A 22,688-nucleotide genomic window follows, 5' to 3' on the forward strand; every position below is an offset into this window, starting at 1 on the left:
GGAAACCGGAGATTCACCAGCATGAGACGCGCTAAAATCGTCGCCACCCTCGGGCCGGCAGCCGCCAGCTACGAGCAGATCCGAGCGCTGATCGATGCAGGCGTTGACGTCTGCCGAATGAACCTCAGCCACGGCAACTACCAGGTGCACGAGAGTGTGTACGCGAACGTGCGCAAGGCCGCCAACGACTCGGGGCGCGCCGTCGCCGTGATGGTCGACCTGCAGGGCCCCAAGATTCGCCTCGGCAAGTTCGAGGGCGGCCCGTACGAGCTCGCCGTCGGCGACATCTTCAAGATCACGACCGAAGACGTCGTGGGCACCAAGGACCTCTGCGGCACGACCTTCAAGGGCCTGCCGGCCGACGTCTCGGCGGGCGACTTTCTGCTCATCGACGACGGCAAGGTGAAGGTGCAGGTTGTCGAAACGGATGGCGTCGTCGTCACCACCAAGGTGATCGTCGCCGGCCCCGTGTCCAACAACAAGGGCATCAACCTGCCCGGCGTCGCCGTCAACGTGCCGGCCCTGTCCGAGAAGGACGAAGCCGACCTGCGCTGGGGCCTCCGCCTCGGCGCCGACCTCATCGCGCTGTCCTTCGTGCGCGATGCTGAAGACATCACCCGCGTGCACGAGATCATGGCCGAGGAGGGTCGCCGGGTTCCGGTGATCGCCAAGATCGAGAAGCCGCAGGCCGTGGAGAACCTCGAGGACATCGTGGACGCGTTCGACGCGATCATGGTGGCCCGTGGCGACCTCGGCGTCGAACTGCCGCTCGAGGCCGTGCCGATCGTGCAGAAGCGTGCGGTCGAGATCGCCCGCCGCATGGCCAAGCCGGTCATCGTCGCGACCCAGATGCTCGAATCCATGATCCAGAGCCCGGTGCCGACCCGCGCCGAGACCTCCGACGTCGCCAACGCCGTGCTCGACGGTGCCGACGCGGTCATGCTCAGCGGTGAGACGAGTGTCGGGGCCTATCCCGTCACGACGGTGCAGACCATGGCCCGTATCGTCGACTCCACCGAGGAACACGGTCTGGAGCGCATCGCCAAGCTCACGAACCGTCCGCGCACCCAGGGCGGGGCGATCACCCTCGCCGCGATCGAGGTCGCCGAGTTCGTCGAGGCGAAGTACCTCTGCATCTTCACCGAGTCGGGCGACTCGGCCCGCCGCATGGCACGCCTGCGGTCGCACATCCCGATGCTCGCCTTCACGCCCGAGCCCGGCATCCGTCGTCGCCTCGCGCTGACCTGGGGCGTGCAGACGTTCCTCGTGGACACGGTGACGCACACCGACGCCATGTTCGCGCAGGTCGACGACATTCTGCTGGGCGAGGGCCTGGCCGAAATCGGCGACAAGGTCGTCGTGATTTCGGGATCCCCTCCCGGCATCGTCGGCTCCACGAACGACATCCGGGTGCACCGCGTCGGCGACGCCCACAATGAGGCCGCTCCCGCATACGTGCGTAAGTAGGTTCTCGCTCGCGAAAGCGGATGTTCTCGACACTGTCGAGATCATTCGCTTTCGCGCGTTAACGACGTGCGTTCACGGGAAATTCTCTACCAGCGGATGCGGCCGAAACTGGCCCGCAAGCGGGCGCCGCGCTCGGGGTTCAGCTGTTCGACCCAGGAGATGCGGCCCAGCAGGTGCGCCCGAAAGTCGGCGTGTCCGGCTCGGTTCTGGCCGGCGGGACCGTGCAGTTCGCAGTTATGCAGAATTGCCTTGAGCCGGTCGGCGTCGACCCGGGAGATATTTGGGTGCTCGTTCACCACGATTCCGGTCACGCTCTGGCGCACGCTCGCGGGCCGCACCCGCGTCTTGTGCGGGTTCACGGTGTGGCCCTCGGCCAGGGCGATGCGGGTCACGCCGCGCACGAAGGCATCCGCCCGGCGGCGCAGGTCGGTGCCCCCGCTGAACGCGAGGTCGTCGGCGTAGCGGGTGTAGGTCGCCGCTGCCGCGTCGGCCCAGCCTGCGAGGCGGGCATCGAGGCGACGGAGGGCGAGGTTGCCGAGCACCGGTGAACTCGGGGCTCCCTGCGGCAGGTGCGGGGCGGCCAGGGCGCGGCGCAGCGCTGCCCGCTCGGCCGGGTCGCCACCGGGCGGCATTGCGGCGATCACCCGCGGCGGCACGGCGTGTGTGCAGAGCCCGGTGATCGAATGGGCGACCGACTCGGGGTAGCCGGCGCGGCGCAGGGTGCCGTAGATGGCGCTGCCGGTCACGCTGGCGAAGAAGGTCGTGAGGTCGAGGCTGATGACGGCGGCGGTGCCGGTGTGGCGGGCGGCTCCGGTCACGGCGCTGCGGCCCGGCACGAAGCCGTGCGCCGCCCCGTGCGTCGGGATCAACCCGAGAAGGTCGTGTAACAGGGTGCGCTGCAGGGCGCGCAGTCGGGTGCCCGGCACCTCGAGCAGGCGCGGTGTACGACCCGGACGCACCCGCCACTCGTGCCGGTAGTGGTGCAGTGCGCCGGGGCGGGCGGTGCGGTTCCACTGGCCGGTGTCGGCGAACCAGTCGAGTTCCCCGGGAGTCAGCGTGAGGAATGCCGCGAGGTCGCCGAGGGTGTCGAGCCGGGGGAGCGCAGACGTGACTGCGCGGGCCTGGGGAGGAGTCAGGGGAGGAGTCAGGGGATAGTGGGCGATGATGTTCGGGACGCCGCGGCTGGTGGCTGCTTCGATGGCGTTGCTGAAGGCCGCGCAGTCGATGATGTGTGCGGCCAACTCGCGTGGGGAATCCGTCGGCGCCCGCGGGTAGGAGCTCAGAATCTCGGTCGCGAGGGGCCCGAGCCAGCGGCGGCGGGCACCGAGTACGTGGGCGCCCGCGTCGATCATCTCGGTCTTCGACCACGTCTTGGCGCCGAGCAGGGCGGCGGCAAGCGTGGCCGCCAGGGCATCCGTCGACGGATGCGGCCTGCGCGCCAGCACGAGGGCGGCCGGCGTTGGGCGCGGTACGGCAGCGCCCGCGCTCATCGTGGCGCCCTCATGCCGGCCGGATCGCCCGGGCCAGAAGTGGGTGTGCGAGGGGATTCGGGCGACTCGTCCATCGGTGCGGGCACCGAGCTGCGCGGAGCGCAGTGGCGTGCCTGCGGTGGTCTGTCCTGGTCGGTCTGCGTGCCCCGGGGTAGCCCCGGAGAGGGCGGCGCAACGCGTGCACCACCCGCCTCGCCCGAAAACCCTCGCACAGCGCCACCCTATCGGCGTGTTGGCGGCAGGGCGAAGTCGAGGTGCGGACTTCGTGCCTTCCCGAGGCGCACGAAGGCACGAAGTCCGCGACTCAGGCCCGAGACCGTGCCCTGTCAACAAGAAAGCCCCCGATTTCTCGGGAGCTTTCTGTGATCAGTAACTGTTTTAGGAACTGGTTTTATATGTACCGGTGGTGGGACTCGAACCCACCTCAGCACCCAGCAAACACGCAGGAATCACTAGAAAACCGCGTATTTACGGTCTTTTTGAATCATGTCAGCAAGGGTGAATAAGGTGCTTTTTCACCGAACTGTTGTCAAACGGTTGTCACGCCGAGGGCATAAAACAAGCCCCGCCGGGGAGGAACCGACGGGGCCGCGTGCATGTGGCTGAAAGGGAGGCCATGGAAAGCCGAAAAGAACCACATACTCAGTATAGCATTGTTTTTCAGAAAGCGTTTTTAGCCCACCGGCCAGGAGTGGGCCAGGTTGATTGTGGCGTCAGCGCTCGTGTAAGCCGCGCCATCTGTCGGGATGACCAGCACGACCACGGCAGACCCAGTCGATCCGGCCTGCCCCATAGTACGAAGGTTCTGCGCCGGACGATACCCCGCCGGGATGGTGAATCCGACAGCGCCCGACTGTGTCATTCGGCCCATGATGTAAACGATGCCGTTTTTACGCCGAATCATGGGGCGCAATGTTGAGTCAGGGGCGGTGGCCCCCGAACCGAGCACAAGGTTGGACCATCCGGTATCGGCAATATTTGTGGTTAGGGTGTCCTGAATCTGCCCGATACGGGTACTGACCGAGGCTGCAAGCTTGTTCAGGAACGCGCTGAACGTCGACGGGACCGCCTCGCTCTCGGTGTACTTGTAGATGCCGTTGGAGTCGTTAGCCATTAGTTGATGTCCCTTGTTGTGATGGTCATAGTGTTTTCTGGGGTGCGCCATTCCACAGCGCGCACAACCCCGGTGAGAGTGCCCGTAAGCAGGGTTGCAGCGACCGGGGTGCCCGGGGTGGCGCTGAAGTCGGAGACGGCATCAATGGGCACCTCACGGCCTCGACCTTGCAGCCGGTCGTAAATGTTCTTCGCCGCCAGGTCAACCTCATCAGGAGCGGTGAACTGGTCAAATGGGGGGTAGGCGTCAACACGAACATGCCGCGTTTTGGAGATGGTGCGCCCGTCCTGCGGGTACGCGGAAATGTACCCGGTGCCCGTTTCCGGGTCGTTGTACTCCACGACGACCGAGTCAGCCCAAAGGTCACCGTCCCGGTCGATCTCATCTGTTGCGCCTTCGACGTTCGTGGCCACCGACAGCACAAGAGCACCGGTCAGGATCGCATCCGCCATGCTGAGATGGAACAGGCCCAGCTCATCAGCCCACAGACGCAGGTTGCCCGCTTGAAGATAGGGCGTAAAAAAGTCGATATAACTTTGCCCGGGGCTTAGCGTTGGTGACGGTGCAACAGGCGTGTCGGCGTCACCGACAGCAAGGGTGAAGGTGTGCGCGGTGGCCGCGTTCAACTCTTCAAAAATGTCCCCGACCAGTTCACGCAACGTCGAAGCCGAGTAAAGCCTTGCGCCGCCCTGCATGCTGCGAAGATCGGCCAGCAAAGCCTCAGCGGAGGCAAGGTCAATGTCGGCTGATCCGTCTGTGTTGCGGCGGCGGCGGCGAATATGCAGCACGGCAACCCGGTCGATGGGGTCGCGGTAGGCCTCACCGTCAATGAAGGTGCCCGACCCGTACGCGGTCGACAATGCCGACACGGCCNCGACACGGCCTTACCTGACCAGGCGGCGCTCAAGGCCGACACGAGCCGACCTCCCCACGCCGCCGACAAAACGCTGACCGGCTGGACTGGGCCGAAATGCTGGTGGTAGTTGAGCGTGACTGTCGGCGCTGCGCGCGGGTCGATCAGGTCAAGGTTGGCCGGTGGGATGATGACAAGGCTTGCTTGTGCGTAGGGGGTCCACGAGTCGTCAAGGGTCAGGTTTGACGTGATCAAATCCAACGCGGTCCCGTTGGACAGGGTTGCTGTCACGTTGCAAATAGCGAGCATGTCACACCTCCTGATAGGGGGCAGCAAGCGTCCAACGAAGTTGGGTGTCCGGGTCTAGCTCCGGCTCTAGTTCGCCTTCACCGAGAACGAACGTAAGCTTTCCGGTCAGAACGCCCGGGTCGACCAGGGTGAACGGCCCAACGGTGGCGAAGAAGTTTTGCGCTGCGACAGCGGCAGCCGCATCGAGCAGGAGAAGAGTGATCACACCTGACCGTTTCCCGGTTCCGGTCGCCGTGACAGCCACCCCACCAGCGGCAAGCTGGTGAACTGTTACGCCGGTGGGCCGTGCCGTGGAGCATGAGAGGACAAGGAGCGGGGTTAGTGTTGCTGTGCCGGTGGTGATGGTTGTCATTAGTCGACCAGGTTTCCTTTACGATCTACGATCTTGGCGGTAATCGTCACGGACCGGGCCTTAGCCATGAACGAGGCCAGGGTCTTCTCAGCAGCGGTCGTGTCGACGGAGGCGGAAATTTTGGCTGTGTAAGACTTGTCAGCGGTGGCCTGAATTTTGCTCTCAGCTTTCGCCGTGTCGGCTGTTACCTCGACCGTATTTTTAGCCTTGGTGCTTTCAACCTCTTCGATCTTTTCGGCAGCGGCCTTCGTGTCAGCGTCAACGCTGGCCGTCACGTCAACCTCACCAACAACCCCGTTTTCAACCGCTGTGTTACCGGCGGCGGCAGCGGCGGTGAAAGTCGTGTTGAACTGGTCGACAAGGCCCGAGCTAAGGATTGAGGACAGCATCGGCGCAAAGTCGATGCCCTGGTCTACCAGGTACTGGTAGGCCTCAGGGCTGAGCTTTCCCTGCGCAATGGCCATGTTGTCGGCGTAGTTGTTTCCGGCCTCAATACGGGCAGCTACGCCCGCCAGATAGGCGGCAGGGTCGATAGCGCCCGTTTCAGCGTTCTTGTAGTCTTCCCAGCTTCCGGCAGCATCATCTACAGCGTCCTGAATGCTTCCGATCTGGTCGGACTTGGCTTGCATTTCGGGGCCACCTGCAGCAACCCATGCGGCTTCCTCTTCGGCGGCAAGCTTGACCGACTCGCGGACAGACTCAAGCCCTTCAACAATTTTTTGGTCAGCCTTCAGCTTGGCGTCTTGCGCTGAAGTGTCTTTCAAAATTCCGGCGTACTGGTTGGTTACGTCGATGGAATCTTTGTACGCCTGAATGTTATCTTCTGACGCGTTGATTAGGTCGTCAATGCCGTCAACGTTTCCAGCGAACGCTTCGGCCAGCCGGTCGAAAGGCACACCCGCGTCTTTTGCGACCTTACGCAGATCATCAAGGCTGTCTTTTGCCGGGTCTGTTTCGGCCGCAAGGGTCTTGATTTTGTCAATGAGATAGTCCAAAGACACCGAACCGGCATCTCCGGCGTCGATCAGTTCGGCAGTGAGTTCGCCGACCTTCTCTTTGAACGCCTCAGTGTCTTCAGTGCCGCCCTGCACTGCCGTCGTAATTAGGCCAATGCCTGCCGCTGCGGCCAGCCCGGCAACAACCCCGGCAGGACCAAACCCGGCAAACGCGTTTGCGGCAACCTCCTGAAACGCGCCAGCGATGGAGTCGGCAGAACCATCAAAGCTGGCCGCTGTTTCAGATGCCGTGTTAGACGCTTCATTTTTGAAGTCTTTTAGACCGCCTTCAGCGTCAGCGGTGCCCCGTTTGACGTTGCGTCCGAGGTCATCCCCGGCGCTTGAAGACTCTTTCTTGGCTGTATCCGCGAGGTCTTTGAAGCTTCGTTCAAGCTTGTCAACCTCTTTGATCGAAGACCGGGACGAGTCCTGTGTTTCGCTCGCGAGGTCGTCCAAAGAGTCAGCAACTTTGCCGAGTTCTTTGTCAACATCCTGCACACCTTTTTGAAAGTCGCGCGTGTTGGCGGCAATGTCAATCTCAATGCCTTTAGCCATGGGGCTACTTCCGTTCTAGGGCTTCGTAAAAGGTGCGGATGGTGGTCTGTACCCACAGGCTGGCAATGCGCGGGATCATTTCGGCGGCTGCCGGATAGACGACGTAGCCTTTTCGGTTGAGCGGTTTGAACGCATGCCGGGTGCGACGGGTGACCTGATGGCTGCCGCCACCCTTCGACTTGCGGGCATAGGTGGTCTTCTTGTCCTGCTTGGTACCGAACTCGGCAACAGGTGCGCCTTCAGAAACGGGCAGACCGCCGGAAAGCTTTTTGGTCAGCGAACCAGACTTCAGTTTGATGTTCTGGTCACTGACCTGCACGCGGGCTGTGCGGACCAAGACAGCATGTTCTAGGCGAGTTTCCGCCCGTTCTGCAAGAGCCTTGGTCCACTCGGTGGCCGCGATTTCTTTAGTGTGCTGTCTAATACGTTTCCGAATTTCGGCAGGTGCACGACGGATAGACAGGATGGTCGCTTGAAGCTCCCGGCTGCCGTAAACGTCGATGCGGAGCATGTTAGACGGTGGCGGCAGCCGGGACGAGCACAGGCTTGCCCTTGCAGCCGAGAGTGACGGTGGCCTCGCTGTATGCGTCAATAGCGCCGCCTATAGCACCGGGGGTGATCGTCAGAGTTGCGGTGAACGACGGGCCAGAACCGGAACGCGGCTTGAAGGTCACGTTGACCTCTTCGCCTTCGTTGTTGAAGAGGTATACGGCGAGCGAGTCGGCAGTCTCGAAGTCCTGCACATAGGTGAGCGCAGCCGCCCACGTCGCGGTGGTGACGGCGGAATGCACCGAGGTGGGGGTGAGGCCCTTCCAGGTGAGCACCGAGGCGGTCGGGGTGAACGTGACGTTTGAGACGTGCTCTTCGTAAGAGTTGGTCCCGAAGGTCAGAACAACATCTTTGAGAACTAGCGGGTTTACTGCGATGGATGCCATTATTTGGCCTTTCGGGTTAGTGCCTCAACGGTGATGTCATAGGCCATGTTTGAATCGGAGAATTGAACTTTTGTCGCCGTGTCCCACGTCAGCCAGGTGATGCCGTCGAGCATGAACAGCAGCTCATCAACAAGCGCGTCAAGGGCCAATTCGGCCTTCTGTGCGTCGGTTTCCGGGGTGACTAGCGTGAGTAGGTAAGACACGATATGCGCGCCCTGAGGGGCGGCTGGGGCCTTGCTGATGGTGCTCTGTTTGAGTACCAGCGTTACCCGGTCGAGCGTGTCGAGGTTGTCCTGATACGGGACCAACTTCCACGTCCTTGGGATAACAGCAGTGAGCGCCGTGACTAGCTGTTCGCGGGCGGTCATGCGACTACCGGAACCGGGTTCTTGGGGCGGATGATGCCCTTGATAACCCAGTCCATGGGGAACGGGCGGATAACAAAACCGTCGTCCCCCATCTGCCCGGACGGGTCAGATTTGGCCGCGTTCCACAGGTTCCGGGTTTGCATCAACTGGGCCTGTTTATACCGGAGGGGGACAATCGGAGCTTCGACCCCCGTGTACGCGTAGTAGCCGTCTGAGTCGCCGACAAACGTTGAGGGCGAACCCTCAAAGCTGTAATAGCCCTCTTCGACCTGAACGAACGAGCGAGCGGCAACAAAGAAGTCGGCGTAACCGTCACCGACTGGCAGCACCGAGGCAGGCGCAACCAGCGCCGAACCGTACGTTTCCACCTGCACGCGGGCCGTATCGAGCAGGGCATACAAGGCAACGTCTGAGTCGGGAGCGTCACGCCAAGACTTGCGCGCCGAGTCGAGGGTGTGCCAGCCGGTTTTAGCCTGAACGATGTATTCGGCAGGTTCGACAGTCACCGAGCCGGTCGCCGTGGTGAGTGTCAGTTCAAGCAGGTTCGGACCTGCAAGGCTGAAAGCGCTGGTGGTCGGCCACACAATAACGATGGTGTCGCCGACCAGCGAGGCGCTGCCGATAGTGCTGATAACGCCGGTTGCGCTGCTCAGGTCAACCCCGTTGCCGTCCCTGTCAGACAGGGTCAGAACGGAGGTGCTGAGCGGAACGTCACCGACCCAAAAGGGGCCGATCTGTTCATTTACGGAATAAGCCATTTCAGCCCCTTTCTAGGTTTGGGTTAGACGGCGGGAGTGACGAGGGCGAGCGCGGTGGCCTTGTGGACCGGCACGGCGACATAACCGAACAGCGCCGGGTCAATGCCACCCTTGACGAGGTCGAGGCCTTCAACACGGATGGGCGAGCCACCCAGCTCGTGCACGGCGGCAGCGTTACGGTCACCGACCAGCACCTTTCCAGCGGCAAGACCCTTGTGAGGCACAACCTTGAAGTTGGTAATGCTGCCCTCTTCGAGTCCGAGGGAGGCGTTGAGGAATGCGAGCTTGTCCTGGTCTTGCGTGAACAGGAGGCCACGCCACACGTCAGGGGCGACCAGCGCGAAGCTGGGCGTTCCGTCAGCGTTCAGCACCGAGAGGGCACCGTCAACGATGGATGCAAGGCCCTTGTCGGTGCCGGACGGGACAGCGCCACCGGTCACGGCGGTAGCAGCCAGAACGAGCTGGTCGAACACATACTTGTCCGACACCTTCGCGTAAGACTCGGTCATCGCGGCAAAGTAGGACGCCCAGAACTCGGCAACACCAAAGTCGCGGAATTCGCGGGCGATGTCATGGGCACCAGCAATGCGCTGCACGGCGACCGAGTAAGCCTCAGTGGCTGGGGCGTTCGAGCTGATCGCGGCCTTGTTACCGGCCCAGAGTGCAACCTCAGGTTCGGTCGTCCAGCGCCATCCCTTGACCTCAGGGCTGGTGAGAACGCCGGAACCGAGCAGCGGAATAACCTTGCGCTGGTAGGCGCGACCGCTCCACAGCTCGCCGAGGAATTGCGGCTGAACAATGTTGGAACCGACCGTGCCGGTGCCGGTCATCTTCACATCGGAGAGGGCAGCGAACAGGCTTTCAGCGCCGTCGATTTCCTTCTCAATGCCAGCAAGCAGGGTCTTGTCACCGGTCTTGATGCTGTTAGCAAGGATGCTGAACAGGCTGGGCAGGGTGGTGACGGGCTCGGTGCGAGTGGCCGTCAGCGTTGCGGGTGCGGTAGCTACAGCCACGGGTGCGCCTTCTTTCGGGGTTTGGTCTTCGGAAGTGAAGATCGTTTCGGAACCTTCAGCCGTCACGGTGACGGATTCGGGGGTAGTGGTGGACTCGACAGCAAGGTTGCCGTTTTCGTCAGGGGTCAGAATGAGAGGGTCGGCGGGTGCGTCTGCCGGTGCCGGGTCGAACGTGTCAACAGCAGCAGCGAGCAAGGTGGCTGAAGGGAACGCGGGAGCAGCGACCAGAGCGGCAGCGAACAGGTCGCCTGCAACGCCTTTGCCGTCTTTGATCTTCACGCCGGACACTTCAGCCGAAAGGTGCTTACGCTTGCCACTGGCAATGTCTGCAAGTGCCGCGTTGCCCGCATCCGTCTTGGCGATGCTGAACGATGCGACAATGCCGGCCGAAGTATCGGTCAGGCTGACCGGACGGCCAATGACGTTTTCGCGGGCATGCTCAACGTTGAAGCTCATCCCGCTCAGGTCGGCAGGAATGGTGACGGCTCCCTGATCGAAAGCGAACCGGCCAAGGTTGGAACGGCACTCTTCGCCGTAGGGCAGCAGAAGACCGGTTACGATCCGATCTTCCTGATTGGCGGTGAGGGTGCCCGCATCAATGGTGATGGTGGTCATAATCAGTCTTCCTGGTTCGCGCCGGTAGGCGAGTTGACGGGGGTGAGCAGGTCGGAGAAGTCGAACCGGACGCGCTGACCTGCCGGAACCACGTCATCCTGTGAGAGACGGCCTTCAATAGCGCCGATCCAGTACGGAACCGAGTAGTCCAGCAGCTCGTTACGCTTGCCTTCCTGCGTCGAATAGGTGAGCGATGCCGCCGACAGTGACCCGTCCAGCAGCGCGGCGGGCAGGGCGAAGAAGTTGGCAACGTCCAACTTGGTGAAGTTGCGGCCTTCAACGAACATGTCGGCGGTTGATGTACCGAGGGCGTTGGCCTGAATGGAATAGGGGGTGTATGCGATTGCACCGTTGGGGTCCTTGCGTGCTTGCGCCCATGCGGCAACAACTTCCTGAGCTTCCTCAGGGGTGACGCCAGACTCAACAGTTTCGTGAAGTTCGATAGCCGGAATGGGCGACTGTGCGCGTCCGATCCATGCCGTCTCAAGTGCAGCAGCGCCGCGCAGCGACCGGGAGGCCATAGTGAGCAGGCCTTCAGACGGGCCAGGAATGTAAAGGACGGTATCGGCCTCTACAGGCTCATCGTTGACAAGAATCTGCCCGTCAGCATCAACCTTCCACAGCTCAATGGGGCAGCGTTCGGCGGCAGTAATCGCGCCGGAGTCGTCCCGTTCGACACCCCACAGGCTGTGCCCGTAGAAGAACAGGTCGTCTAGTGTCCAGGTCATACGGTGAAAGGGGCTAATAGAACCGTCTGTACGGCTCAACCAGTCGGCACCGTCAACAACACCGGCAGTATCAAACGCCCGCAAAGGCCGATTAGCGACTAGTGCAACGTAGATAGACCGAGCCTTGACGACGGCGGGAATGGTCATAGCTTCGGCGCGGATGGCGAACTGGGCCGTGGTGCCGAACACATCGGACCAAACGATCTTGGACAGTTCGCCATCCGACCACGGCGAAACAATGCCCGTGTTGGCGTACGTCGACATGTCTGTTACTGCCATGCCGTTTGACTTCGTGAGCCAGCTAAGGAATCCCATTGTATACCGAGTATACCATTGTTTTCCAGCAAATGTCCAGGTTGCGCACAGCTAACTATCAGCAGTGATCAGCATGACCTTTCCGCGTATAGGCGTTCCGTCATAAGCACGAAGCGCAAGGCTGGCCGCTTCAACAGCACTAATGTCGTCGTCGTAATCGGTGCGCCCGAACGCCCACGAGGTCTTTCCTGTCATCCGTTTCTTGACAATCGCGGCGTGCTCATCCAAAACGGTCTGCCCGTAATGCTTCAGATTGCCGGTATCAATCTCTTTGATCAGCAACGCAGCCGCCGTAATCACATTGCGGAACGTCTGCGGTTGCAGTCGAGGGCGAGGCTTGGCACGCTGAAGCTCTTCCACCTCAACCAGCACAACACCGACCGTGTCGTGGGCGACAGGCACCTTGTATTTGCGGGCCAGCTCCAACGCTCGCGGCGCAAGCCACTTCACCCCAGACCGATGATCCAGCAGCAGGATGCGCGCCTCACCGTCTTCACGCCAAGCGGCCACAATCGACGCATAAGCCTGATTGGGGCTTGCCGCTATCGCAAGGGCGAAATGTGCGGGCGGTTCCGGCAGGTCATCATTCAGCTCGGCAGCCGCCCACTTTTCAGGCCGGATAATGCCGACTGTTGCACCGACCTGTTCGAAGATGGACAAGTATTCTCTGATAAATTTGTCGCGAGGAAGCTTCCGATAGTTTCGTTCAATCGCTGAAATCGTCGTCAAGGTGTCAATGCCGGGGTGCGCAGCGCGAACGATAGGTTCGGTCAGCTCCCATGTCTCCACGTCTTCAGCCGTCAAATACTCCGGCCCGGACCATTCCACGATGCCTGACCCCGGCTTGCCGTCTCGACCGTCACTGAGCGTGTCCCAGAGAAGCTGACCGGTGCGAAAGGTTCCGGCAGTGCCGCACGTGATGACCTGGCTATCGGGCCGCGTGTCAAGCGTCGGCAGGATTCCTGCAAGCAAATCCTCACCCATTGTCAGGCTGGCCTCTCCGGCCTCATCAACAAGTACGCAGTCGAACGCTTCGCTTCGGAACGACTCACCGTGCGGAGACACCACAACGAACCGGGAACCATTCGTGAAATTGATCGATTCTGAACCGCCCGACTTGTAGAACTTGAATGGCCGCGTGGCCTCATGCGGGTACGCCTTTTCCAGCACTGGCACGATGTCCGAATGGAACCGCTTCCGAGCCATCAGGCCTGAGGTGCACAGGGTGAATGCGACCAGATAGTTTGGGCGTGCCAAGCACCGACCGATGACAAGAGCCAGCGCGGTTGTCGTCTTTGCCGAGCGGCGAGGAATGAGCACGCCAAGGAACGGTGACAGTGGCCGACCGTCAGCATCAACAGCGTTAGCTGCATCCGCCATGACAAGCTGTTGCGGCTTCAACTTGGAGTTGCTGCCGTCCTTGTCGATCAGGCCGAAAGCGTGCGCACCCATAAGGAATTCGTCGCGGTACTCTTCAGCCCCGGTGAACGCTGACACGTAGTGCGGGGGCGTGTGGCTGTCCCGGAGATTTTCCCAGTCGGCCCATGGATAGATTCTGCTTGCCGCAACCGCTGGGGTGATGGGGGCGTAATCAAAACCGGTCACCATTTCGGGATTCGATTTCCTTTCTTGCGCTTCGCGGCAGCACGACGACCGCCGATAGCCCCGCCGTAATGGGAGTTACATTTCTGGTGGCTTGGCCCGCAAGCCCACGCTTCCATCGGTCCACCTTCTACTGCTGCCAGTCCAGGCAGGTGACCGACAGCCCAGCTCTGACCGGGCATGACAGTTCCACCGAGCAGGCACCGTGTCTCAATGCAGGGTGCGGGCAGGGTGGCTGCGATGAGCGGGCGCATGCGCTTGGTGAACGCGGCCCACTCTTTGGTTCGGTGAATGGCGCTCATGCTGCACGCTTCGAACGGCGGACTTGATCATAATGCGAAAGGCACAGGGCACGAGATGTGACCTGCTCTCCACACCCGTCGACAGTGCAGCGCGGGCCGTGGGCTTCACGGTGGTGATTGCGGGCGGCGCGGCGCACGTCGGTGAAACTAAAGTGCAACTCACCGATGGTGGCGCATCCGGGCGCAGTGCAACGCATGACGCCGCTGAAACCGGACCAGTCGAACAGGACCGGGCCGAGCGGGTACAGGCCGATGCGCTGTTCCGTGAGGCGTGCACGGGCCTGCTTCGCAGGCTTCAGCGCGTTGATGGCGGCACGTTTTGCACGGGCGGCAGTGTTGGCCCGTTCGCGGCGTTGCTCGTCTGTGAGGCGCACACGGGGCGCGTTGACGGGGCGCGGCGCTCGGGGCGGCTTCGGCGGCAGCAGGGCGCGGGCTGCGGCCTGGCGGGCACGTTGCTGGTCGGCCCTACGTTGGCGGGCTTCTTCGGGTGTGTAGTAGACGCGGGCTGCTCGGAGCACCGGGGCACGGGGCACCCGAGGCGCGCGGGGCGGCAGTAATGCGGCGGCAGCCTGACGTTTGGCGTTCTGCTTCGCGTTGACCTGGTCTCGGTTTTCGAGACGTTTGGCTTTCGCTTTGGCATTCATCAGTGCGCGCTGTTCCGGCGTGAATGTGCGCCGCTTGCGGGCGACTCGCTCAGGCTTCCAGACGGGCAAGCCTTGTGTTTTTTCGTTGGCGGCAAGACGTTTGCAGCTAAGGCAGCGGGTACCGGATGGACCACGTTCGCTGACCGAGCAGCGCGTGCAGGGCAGGTGCTGGTCTGCTATGCGTCGTGCGCGTGTGTGCTCGGGTGTGCTGGTCAAGGGACTTTCCGTTCGCTGAGGGTCTGTACCAACCATTGTATCAGACCACTCAGCAAACGTCCAGGTTAGTAGGCTATGTGCTCTAGCTTGCTCATTGCGGCCCGCAACCGCATCAGGTCGACGTGTTCTTTGATGTTGCGTTCAAGCAGTGCCTCACGGTCCGGCAGGTTGAAGCCGAGCCGGGGCATGTCGCCACGGTGCTGACAGACGTAGCACCCCGTATCTTCGAAGCTGGTTCCGACATGGTCGCCGTCTTCATGCCTGTTCGCTGCGGCCGCTACCAGTATGCGACGTGCTTCAATGGCGCTTTCGGCGTAAGCACGGTCTGAGTTCTTGATTGCCATTTTGGTTCCTCCTGTTTAGGTGTTGCTCTTGTGTGAAATGTGTAAGTTTTTGGTAAAGGTCAATCCCTCAAGAAGTCCCTCTACGAGTCCCTCTACTGCCTTGACCTCTTGACCTGACCCCTTGCTTCCCAGTCATAGCAAGGAAGTGAGAGGTCAATCTGAGGTGAGGTCAATTTGACCTCTTGACCTCTTGACCTCAGGCGGTCCTGATGTACCCCGTTGCGCCTGCAACTTTGGTCCCGGATTCGATGACCAGACGGGAGTTTTGCAGGTGAGTGCGCACCGTATTTTTGGACTGGCCGAGCTTGTCGACACATTCGGGCACGGTCACTTCGATACCTAGTGGAATGTATGCGGTAACCCACTGGTCGGATGCTGACAGGGTGGACCCGTCATGGTGGTCGAGGTACTTGCCACCGGTCTTTGCGTCCGCGACCCGGAGGCCGTGGATGGTGAACCGTTCGCCTTCTTTCTGCTTGCCTGCATGGTCGTCTTCGGTTGAGATGGCAATCCACTGTTCGCCGGGCATCCCGGCAACAACGTGGCGTTTGTCGTAGAACATAGTGATGACCGTTTCCACGCCAGACGGCAGGGCGGTGCCGCCCCGAGATGACGGGGCCTCAGTGTTCTCGGTCTCGGCGTTCGGATGATGCAGGATGAGCCGTGCGGCGTCGGGTGCAACAGTTTTGAACATGTTCAGGATGACCTGTGCAGCGCTCTGGTCTTTCTCATCAATGACACCAGAGACAGCCGTCCAGGTGTCGAGCACGATGAGAATGGGATCGAACTTCAGGGCTTCGCGGCGCATGTCCCCAATGCTCGTGTCGTTGGACAGGTTGCCACCGGAGTACACGAGTGTGCGGTCTCTGAGGTCGTCAGGGTTGACGTTGTTGGCGCTGCACCATGCGTTCATCCGCTTCTTATAGCCGCGCACACCTTCACCAAGGATGAACATGACCTTGCCCTGCTGGGTTTCCTTGCCGAGGAATGGCATGCCCATTGCGATAGACCAGCCGAGAGCAAATGACAGCATGGACTTGCCAACGTTGCGTTTTGAGATCAAGAGGGCAGGTTCACCGAGTGAGATGAGCGAGTCAACAAGCCACGGCTGAGTGGTGAAACTTTCCAGGTCATCCCAGCTGATGACGCCGCCTAGACCGTTGTAGGCTTTCGCGTTGAACTGCCTTTTGGCTTCTGCTTCAATCTCCAAACGTTCAAGGCGTTCGGTGACGGCAGCGGCGCGTGCTGCCTTCTTAACCCGGTTGTCCATGTCGACTAGGACGCGCATGTTATCGAACTCGGAACGCTTTTCAGCGCTCCACGCTGGGGCGTATTCGCGTTCGTCGTCGGTCAGATATTGGTCATTGGTGGTGAGCCATTTGGCCCGTTCGATGGTTTCAGCCATGATCTTCTTTACGTCACATTCCCCATTGGGGCTGTATGGGATTGCAAGGATTTCGTTGGTACTGTCAGCGGCAAGAATGGCCGCGTGATAATCGCGAGTCCACCCATAGGTTGGGTTGTCCAGGTCGAAGACGCGGATACCTTTAGCGGCGTAGCGGGCCTGTGTGGCCTCGCAGTCGGCGAAGTATTGGCGGGCTTCAGCGGTGAGCCGGTCGGCGTAAGCGTCAGGGTTTTCCGTGCGCCATGCCATCTCAGCCTTGCCCCATTCGGTCCAGTCCCACGCCGAATACTTTGTTGCACTTTCCATGATGTTTCCGTTTCCTTTTTGCCCGGATACCTCCATTCGGGATTAACTGAGTTTATCACATGTCTGTGAACTTGCTGGGAACTAGCTGGTTGGGGGCTGTGTGCCTGCCGCTACGATGTCGGCATGGATTGCGGCGGCCAGGTCGCCGCCTTCCGCCTCAACGGCATCCCATCCGGCGTACAGGGCGCGGAACTCTTCGCGGGTCATGCTGCAGCCGTCCCGGTGCGGGCGCTGGCCTCAAGCCATTCGAGAACAACAGACCTTTTATAGACGACCAGTTTGGCGGTCGGCTTCAGGTAGGCCGGTCCTTTGCCTTCATAGCGAAGTTGGGCGAGACCGGCGCGAGTTATGCCGGGGATAATCTCCATGACCTGTGCAGGTGAAAGATAGGTGTCGATTTGCATGATGCCTTCCGTGTTTGGATGATGCCGACTTTGTCAACATGATCACACTAGCACAAGTATGGATCATGTTGATAGTGTGTGGGTTATGGCAACTCGAAAAATTGAACTGGGCCTGATGGGCCTGACCGTCGCGCATAACATCCGTGCACGCAGACGGGCGCTAAACCTGACCCTCGAAGACCTGTCAGCACTAATGAACAGCCTGAATCGGCCCATGTCCAAGGCGACACTGAGCCAGATTGAAAACACCAACCGTCGTATCGACGTTGACGACTTCGTTGCCTTCGCCATGGCGTTGGAGGTCACGCCGCTAGACCTGCTTGAGGTGCCAAGCCCTCACCCGGACATTGCCCCTGCTGCCGACTTCCTGAACGATCAGGCGGCACGAGCCGAGAACTTGGCCCGGCTGGGCCTTGAGGCTTATGCGAAACGGATTAGGGGACTCAACTAATGGGCACCGTGCTGCCGTACGAAACCGCGCAAGGCAAGCGGTACCGGGTCGCCTTCCGCAAGCCGGACCATTCGCAGTCAACCAAGCGCGGATTCAAGACCAAGAAAGAGGCCACGCTTTTCTTGGCGACGGTCGAAGTGTCCAAAGCGTCGGGGGACTGGATTGATGCCAGCGACGCCCGCGCCACGGTCGGCACGCTCGGTGTGGTCTGGTTGGCTGCTCAGTCGCATTTGAAACCGTCATCGTTGCGGCCTGTTGAGATTGCATGGCGGTTGCATGTGCTGCCGAGCTGGGGCGCGGTGCAGGTGGGGGAGGCTCGCAATAGCGACGTTCAGGCATGGGTGACCGCGATGAGCGCGAAACGTGGTGCAACAACCGTGTTGCGGGCATACGGCGTGCTTGCGGGCATCCTTGACGGGGCGGTGAAAGATCGCCGTATTCGGGCGAACCCGGCGCGTGGCATCAACCTGCCGCGCAAAGTGCCGAAGTCTCACGCCTACCTGTCACACCTGCAGGTGAAAGCGCTGGCCGAAGAGTCGGGGGCGAACGGGGCCTTGGTGCTCATGCTGGCTTATACGGGCTTGCGGTGGGGTGAGGCTACCGGGTTGCGGGTGCGTCATCTGAACATGCTGAAACGTCGCGCCCAGGTCGAAGAAAACGCGGTGCTGGTAGGCAGGGTGGTGCATGTCGGTACGCCTAAGACGTACGCCTTCCGTTCGGTGCCATACCCGAAAGCGTTAAGCCTGCCTCTTGCTGGTGCGTGCGAAGGGAAAGGGCGTGACTCCATCCTGTTCGGACCGGGCCGGGATTACATGAAGCTGCCGCACAATCAACACGGCTGGTTTGCCAACGCGGTCGCACGGTGCATGAAAGATGACCCAGATTTTCCCCGTGTAACCCCGCACGATTTGCGGCATACGGCGGCAAGTTTGGCCGTGTCGGCAGGAGCAAACGTGAAAGCAGTCCAGCGGATGCTTGGCCATGCGTCCGCCGCTATGACACTTGACGTGTACGCGGACCTGTTCGATGACGACCTAGACGCTGTAGCTGAGCGCATGGATCAGGCTATTAGTGCCTCAACTGTTGTCAAACCGTTGTCAAATCAGGCCTCTTTGGCCCTTACTCCCGCGTAATTACGGGGCGCACTAAAGTACCGGTGGTGGGACTCGAACCCACACGTCCTTGCGAACAAAGCATTTTGAGTGCTCCGCGTCTGCCATTCCGCCACACCGGCTCACATCTACTCCTTCAGAATACCGTAGGCTTTGGCTGTGACCGACCAAGACAGTACCCCCACCCCTCCTCGCCGCGTTGTCGTCGCGGAGGACGAATCCCTCATCCGCCTCGACATTGTCGAAATTCTCCGAGACAACGGCTTTGAAGTCGTTGGCGAAGCCGGTGACGGAGAAACGGCTGTGGCCCTCGCACGCGAGCTGCGCCCCGACCTGGTCATCATGGACGTCAAGATGCCCCAACTCGACGGCATCAGCGCGGCCGAGCGCCTGTCGAAGGAGCACATCGCTCCGGTGGTGCTGCTGACCGCGTTCAGCCAGAAAGAACTGGTCGAACGCGCGAGCGAAGCGGGCGCCCTCGCCTATGTCGTGAAGCCCTTCACCCCCAACGACCTGCTGCCGGCGATCGAGATCGCCCTCTCCCGCTACAGCCAGATCATCACCCTCGAGGCCGAGGTCGCCGACCTCGTCGAACGCTTCGAGACCCGCAAGCTCGTCGACCGGGCCAAGGGCCTGCTCAACGAGAAGATGGGCCTCACCGAACCCGAAGCCTTCCGGTGGATTCAGAAGGCCTCCATGGATCGCCGCCTGACGATGCACGACGTCTCCCAGGCGATCATCGAACAGCTGTCGGTCAAGAAGTAGCTCGAGCCCCATACGAGCGCAGTACCCAGAAAGGCCCGGTCAATGTCGACCGGGCCTTTCTGTGCGTCAAGAAGCGTTCTTCACACTTTCGGGGGCAAGTCCCGGATGATGTTCGTGATGCGGATCGTTGAGCAGCGGCGACCCTGATCATCCGTCACCGCGATCTCGTGCGTCGTCAGGGTGCGGCCGAGGTGGATCGGCGTGCAGACCGCGGTCACCCAGCCGGAGGTTGCGGAGCGGGTGTGGGTCGCGTTGATCTCGATGCCGACGGCGAGCTTGCCGGGGCCGGCATGCAGGTTCGCGGCCATCGACCCGAGCGATTCGCCGAGCACCACGTAGGCTCCGCCGTGCAGCAGCATGGCCGGCTGGGTGTTGCCCTCGACCGGCATCCGCGCCACCGCCCGCTCGATGGTGAATTCGGTGAACTCAATACCCATCTTGGCGGCGAGTGCTCCGCCGCCGCGCTGCTGAACCCAGTCGAGGGCGTTGTCGGTCTGACTGAACATGGTCACCTGTGATCGCGTAAGCCAGCCTGAGCCTGCCGAGCCGGGAGGCCGCGGGGCTTGTAGGCTGAGGGAGTGTTGGACTCCGAAAAGCCTACCCTGATGATCATTGACGGCCATTCCCTGGCATTTCGAGCGTTTTTCGCTCTGCCGGTGGATAGCTTCCAGACCCACGGCGGGCAGCACACGAACGCCATTCACGGCTTTCTGTCGATGCTGCTCAGCCTGCTCCGCAACGAAAAACCCACCCACATCGCCGTCGCCTTCGACATCTCCCGGGCGTCTTTCCGCACGCGGGAATACCCCGAATACAAGGGCACCCGCAACGCGACGCCGCCCGAGTTCCTCGGGCAGATCCCGCTGCTGCAGGAGGCCCTGGCCGCGATGAACATCACGACCATCACCAAGGAGGACTTCGAGGCCGACGACATTCTCGCGACCCTCTCGGTGCAGGGCAACGCAGCCGGCTACAACGTGCTCGTCGTCAGCGGTGACCGCGACGCGATTCAGCTCGTGAACGAAAACGTCACGCTGCTCTACCCGGCGAGCCAGGGCGTGTCCGCGCTCACGCGCTACGACCCGGCCCGGGTGCGCGAGCGCTACGGCATCGAGCCGGAGCAGTACCCCGACGTGGCCGCCCTCGTCGGTGAGACCAGCGACAACCTGATCGGCATCAGCAAGGTCGGCGAGAAGACCGCCGTGAAGTGGCTCGGCCTCTATGGCAGCCTCGACGGCATCCTCGAACACGCCGACGAGATCAAGGGCGTCGTGGGCAACAACCTGCGCGAGCAGAAAGAGAATGCGATCCGCAACCGCCGTCTCAACCGGCTGGTCACGAACGTCGAGCTCGACGTCGTCGTCGAGAACCTGCAGCGCGGCGCAATGAACCAGGACGCCGTGAAAGACGTCTTCGGGCGCCTCGAGTTCAAGAGCCTGCTCGATCGGGTACTGAAGCTCGAAGGGGCGGATGCCGCGGGCGGGGCCGTCGCGGTCGCTGCGGTTCTCGAGGAGGCGGCCAACGCCGTCGTTGCTCCCGTCGCCCCGGCGGCCCAGAACCTGCTCGACGAAGAACTCACGAAGTGGATCGCCCGAGAGACGGTGCTGGCGCCCGCAGGCCTCGGCCTCACGGTGGAGCTGCAGGAAGGCCGCCCGATCGGGTTCGGCCTTGCGAGCCTGACCGAGACGATCACCCTGCCGTGGCAGGCCGACCGCACCGACTATGCGCCGCTGGAGGCCTGGCTCGCGAGCGACGCGCCCAAGATCATGCACGATGCCAAACCGCAGCTCAAAGCCCTGAAACGCGCGAAACTGCCGTTCGCCGGGCTTGCCGTCGACACCCTCGTCGCCGGCTGGCTGCTGCGCCCGGGCGGCCCGGACAAGACCCTGGTCGACCTGGTCACCCGCTACCTCGACGAGGCGCTGCCGGTCACCGACCCCAACCAGCTCGTTCCCGACGAGCAGGACGGCGGCGCGCCGATGCAGGCGTGGTACACGCTGCGTCTCGCGCCGGCCGTGCTGGCCCTGCTCGACGAGGGCTCCAAGAACCTGCTGGCCGAGATCGAGATGCCGACCCTGGTGACCCTGGTCGACATGGAACTGACCGGTGTCGCCGTCTCGCATGAACAGCTCGCGGAGCTGTCGAGCCAGCTCGGCGAACGCTCCGCCGGCTACGCCGCGAGCGCCTACGCCGAAATCGGTCGCGAGGTGAACCTCGGTTCGCCCAAGCAGTTGCAGGACGTGCTCTTCGACCAGCTCGGCATGCCCAAGACCCGCGCGAACAAGACCGGGTATTCGACGGATGCCGGCGCGCTGGCCGACCTGCAGGCCAGCAACCCGCATCCGTTCCTCGATCTGTTGCTGAAGCACCGTGACTCGACCAAGCTGCGCCAGATCGTCGAGACCCTCGACAAGGAGATCGACGGCACCGGGCGCATCCACACCACGTACATGCAGATCGGCACCACGACCGGCCGAATCTCCTCGAACGATCCCAACCTGCAGAACATCCCGGTGCGCACCGAGGAGGGCCGCCGCATCCGCGCCGCGTTCCAGGCCGGCCCGGGCAGTGAGTGCCTGCTGACCGCGGACTACTCCCAGATCGAGATGCGCATCATGGCGCACCTGTCGGAAGATGCCGGTCTGATCGAAGCGTTCAACGCCGGTGAAGACCTGCACCGGTTCGTCGGTGCCCGCATCTTCGGCGTCGAACCGGCCGAGGTGAGCAACGAGATGCGCAGCAAGGTCAAGGCGATGTCCTACGGCCTCGCCTACGGGCTCAGCGCGTTCGGCCTGTCGAAGCAACTGCGCATCGACAATAAAGAAGCGAAGCAGTTGATGACGGACTACTTCGCCCGATTCGGCGCGGTGCGCGACTACCTGCGCAACGTCGTCGAGCAGGCCAAGGTCGACGGCTACACGCAGACGCTGTTCGGGCGTCGCCGGCCGTTCCCCGACCTGCACAGCCCGAACCGGGTGCTGCGCGACAACGCCGAGCGGGCGGCGCTGAACGCACCGATCCAGGGGTCGGCGGCCGACATCATGAAGATCGCCATGAACGGCATCGCCCGGGACATGACGACCGAGGGCTTCGAGTCCCGCATGATGCTGCAGGTTCATGACGAACTGATCTTCGAGGTCGCCCCGGGGGAGTACGACGCGCTGAGCACGGTGGTCCGCCACCGGATGGGCACCGCCGCCGAGCTGCTCGTTCCGCTCGACGTGCAGCTCGGCCGCGGCGCCAACTGGGACGACGCCGCCCACTAGAACG

23 protein-coding genes and 1 tRNA gene are annotated in these 22,688 nt (G+C 61.9%); 5 read left to right on the forward strand and 19 right to left on the reverse strand.

What is annotated here, in order from left to right; genetic code table 11:
* Positions 1-21 precede the first annotated feature (21 nt).
* Positions 22-1,467 carry a pyruvate kinase gene (gene pyk, locus D6T64_RS05600; protein ID WP_119972911.1) on the forward strand — a complete coding sequence of 482 codons (1,446 nt, stop codon included), beginning with the start codon at positions 22-24 and terminating at the stop codon, positions 1,465-1,467.
* A gap of 86 nt (positions 1,468-1,553) precedes the next feature.
* On the opposite strand, the gene D6T64_RS05605 is transcribed toward pyk, so the two are convergent.
* From D6T64_RS05605 to D6T64_RS05680, 17 genes are all read right to left on the reverse strand, one after another.
* Positions 1,554-2,957, reverse strand: coding sequence for a reverse transcriptase family protein (locus D6T64_RS05605; protein WP_119972914.1), 1,404 nt, complete (start codon positions 2,955-2,957; stop codon positions 1,554-1,556).
* A 673-nt stretch (positions 2,958-3,630) separates the two neighbouring features.
* Positions 3,631-4,071, reverse strand: coding sequence for a hypothetical protein (locus tag D6T64_RS05610; protein WP_119972917.1), 441 nt, complete (start codon positions 4,069-4,071; stop codon positions 3,631-3,633).
* A complete protein-coding gene (locus D6T64_RS05615) occupies positions 4,071-4,940 on the reverse strand; it encodes a hypothetical protein (protein WP_119972920.1) in 870 nt (289 codons plus the stop codon). The genes D6T64_RS05610 and D6T64_RS05615 overlap by 1 nt, the downstream gene beginning before the upstream one ends.
* 294 nt (positions 4,941-5,234) lie before the next feature.
* Positions 5,235-5,585 carry a hypothetical protein gene (locus D6T64_RS22210; RefSeq protein WP_147364487.1) on the reverse strand — a complete coding sequence of 117 codons (351 nt, stop codon included), beginning with the start codon at positions 5,583-5,585 and terminating at the stop codon, positions 5,235-5,237.
* A complete protein-coding gene (locus D6T64_RS05625; RefSeq protein ID WP_119972928.1) occupies positions 5,585-7,135 on the reverse strand; it encodes a hypothetical protein in 1,551 nt (516 codons plus the stop codon). Before D6T64_RS05625 ends, D6T64_RS22210 begins: the two co-directional genes overlap by 1 nt.
* Positions 7,136-7,139: 4 nt before the next feature.
* The gene (locus D6T64_RS05630; RefSeq protein ID WP_147364488.1) at positions 7,140-7,646 is read right to left on the reverse strand and encodes a hypothetical protein; all 507 of its coding nucleotides are present in this window, start codon (positions 7,644-7,646) and stop codon (positions 7,140-7,142) included.
* A gap of 1 nt (position 7,647) precedes the next feature.
* Positions 7,648-8,070, reverse strand: coding sequence for a hypothetical protein (locus tag D6T64_RS05635; RefSeq protein WP_119972935.1), 423 nt, complete (start codon positions 8,068-8,070; stop codon positions 7,648-7,650).
* Positions 8,070-8,438 carry a hypothetical protein gene (locus D6T64_RS05640; RefSeq protein WP_119972939.1) on the reverse strand — a complete coding sequence of 123 codons (369 nt, stop codon included), beginning with the start codon at positions 8,436-8,438 and terminating at the stop codon, positions 8,070-8,072. The genes D6T64_RS05635 and D6T64_RS05640 overlap by 1 nt, the downstream gene beginning before the upstream one ends.
* Positions 8,435-9,196: a hypothetical protein gene (locus D6T64_RS05645; protein WP_119972942.1), complete on the reverse strand. Its 762-nt coding sequence runs from the start codon at positions 9,194-9,196 to the stop codon at positions 8,435-8,437. The genes D6T64_RS05640 and D6T64_RS05645 overlap by 4 nt, the downstream gene beginning before the upstream one ends.
* A gap of 23 nt (positions 9,197-9,219) precedes the next feature.
* Positions 9,220-10,824, reverse strand: a complete 1,605-nt coding sequence (locus D6T64_RS05650; RefSeq protein ID WP_119972945.1) for a phage major capsid protein — start codon at positions 10,822-10,824, stop codon at positions 9,220-9,222.
* A 2-nt stretch (positions 10,825-10,826) separates the two neighbouring features.
* Positions 10,827-11,831: a phage portal protein gene (locus D6T64_RS05655; protein WP_158594821.1), complete on the reverse strand. Its 1,005-nt coding sequence runs from the start codon at positions 11,829-11,831 to the stop codon at positions 10,827-10,829.
* Between the two features lie 87 nt (positions 11,832-11,918).
* Positions 11,919-13,475, reverse strand: coding sequence for a hypothetical protein (locus tag D6T64_RS05660; RefSeq protein WP_119972950.1), 1,557 nt, complete (start codon positions 13,473-13,475; stop codon positions 11,919-11,921).
* A gap of 292 nt (positions 13,476-13,767) precedes the next feature.
* Positions 13,768-14,631, reverse strand: a complete 864-nt coding sequence (locus D6T64_RS05665) for a hypothetical protein (RefSeq protein WP_147364489.1) — start codon at positions 14,629-14,631, stop codon at positions 13,768-13,770.
* A 65-nt stretch (positions 14,632-14,696) separates the two neighbouring features.
* On the reverse strand, positions 14,697-14,975 hold the full coding sequence (locus D6T64_RS05670; protein ID WP_119972957.1) for a hypothetical protein: 279 nt from the start codon (positions 14,973-14,975) through the stop codon (positions 14,697-14,699).
* 196 nt (positions 14,976-15,171) lie between these two features.
* Positions 15,172-16,686 (reverse strand): AAA family ATPase, encoded by a 1,515-nt coding sequence (locus D6T64_RS05675; protein WP_158594822.1) that lies wholly within the window; start codon positions 16,684-16,686, stop codon positions 15,172-15,174.
* 81 nt (positions 16,687-16,767) lie between these two features.
* Positions 16,768-16,893, reverse strand: coding sequence for a hypothetical protein (locus D6T64_RS23400; RefSeq protein WP_267900472.1), 126 nt, complete (start codon positions 16,891-16,893; stop codon positions 16,768-16,770).
* On the reverse strand, positions 16,890-17,090 hold the full coding sequence (locus tag D6T64_RS05680; protein WP_233550847.1) for a hypothetical protein: 201 nt from the start codon (positions 17,088-17,090) through the stop codon (positions 16,890-16,892). Before D6T64_RS05680 ends, D6T64_RS23400 begins: the two co-directional genes overlap by 4 nt.
* Before the next feature lie 58 nt (positions 17,091-17,148).
* Between D6T64_RS05680 and D6T64_RS05685 the strand changes: the two genes are divergently transcribed.
* Both D6T64_RS05685 and D6T64_RS05690 read left to right on the forward strand, forming a co-directional pair.
* The gene (locus D6T64_RS05685; protein ID WP_119972963.1) at positions 17,149-17,541 is read left to right on the forward strand and encodes a helix-turn-helix domain-containing protein; all 393 of its coding nucleotides are present in this window, start codon (positions 17,149-17,151) and stop codon (positions 17,539-17,541) included.
* The gene (locus tag D6T64_RS05690; protein ID WP_119972966.1) at positions 17,541-18,674 is read left to right on the forward strand and encodes a site-specific integrase; all 1,134 of its coding nucleotides are present in this window, start codon (positions 17,541-17,543) and stop codon (positions 18,672-18,674) included. Before D6T64_RS05685 ends, D6T64_RS05690 begins: the two co-directional genes overlap by 1 nt.
* 18 nt (positions 18,675-18,692) lie before the next feature.
* On the opposite strand, the gene D6T64_RS05695 is transcribed toward D6T64_RS05690, so the two are convergent.
* Positions 18,693-18,775, reverse strand: a tRNA-Leu gene (locus D6T64_RS05695).
* A gap of 37 nt (positions 18,776-18,812) precedes the next feature.
* Here D6T64_RS05695 and D6T64_RS05700 point away from each other — a divergent pair.
* The gene (locus D6T64_RS05700; RefSeq protein WP_119972969.1) at positions 18,813-19,418 is read left to right on the forward strand and encodes an ANTAR domain-containing response regulator; all 606 of its coding nucleotides are present in this window, start codon (positions 18,813-18,815) and stop codon (positions 19,416-19,418) included.
* An 80-nt stretch (positions 19,419-19,498) separates the two neighbouring features.
* On the opposite strand, the gene D6T64_RS05705 is transcribed toward D6T64_RS05700, so the two are convergent.
* Positions 19,499-19,924, reverse strand: a complete 426-nt coding sequence (locus D6T64_RS05705; RefSeq protein ID WP_119972972.1) for a hotdog fold thioesterase — start codon at positions 19,922-19,924, stop codon at positions 19,499-19,501.
* Between the two features lie 72 nt (positions 19,925-19,996).
* Between D6T64_RS05705 and polA the strand changes: the two genes are divergently transcribed.
* Entirely contained in the window at positions 19,997-22,684 is a 2,688-nt protein-coding gene (polA, locus tag D6T64_RS05710; protein ID WP_119972976.1) for a DNA polymerase I, read from the forward strand.
* Positions 22,685-22,688 lie beyond the last annotated feature (4 nt).

Origin of the sequence: Cryobacterium melibiosiphilum, from assembly GCF_003602235.1 — a bacterium.
GTDB lineage: Bacteria > Actinomycetota > Actinomycetes > Actinomycetales > Microbacteriaceae > Cryobacterium > Cryobacterium melibiosiphilum.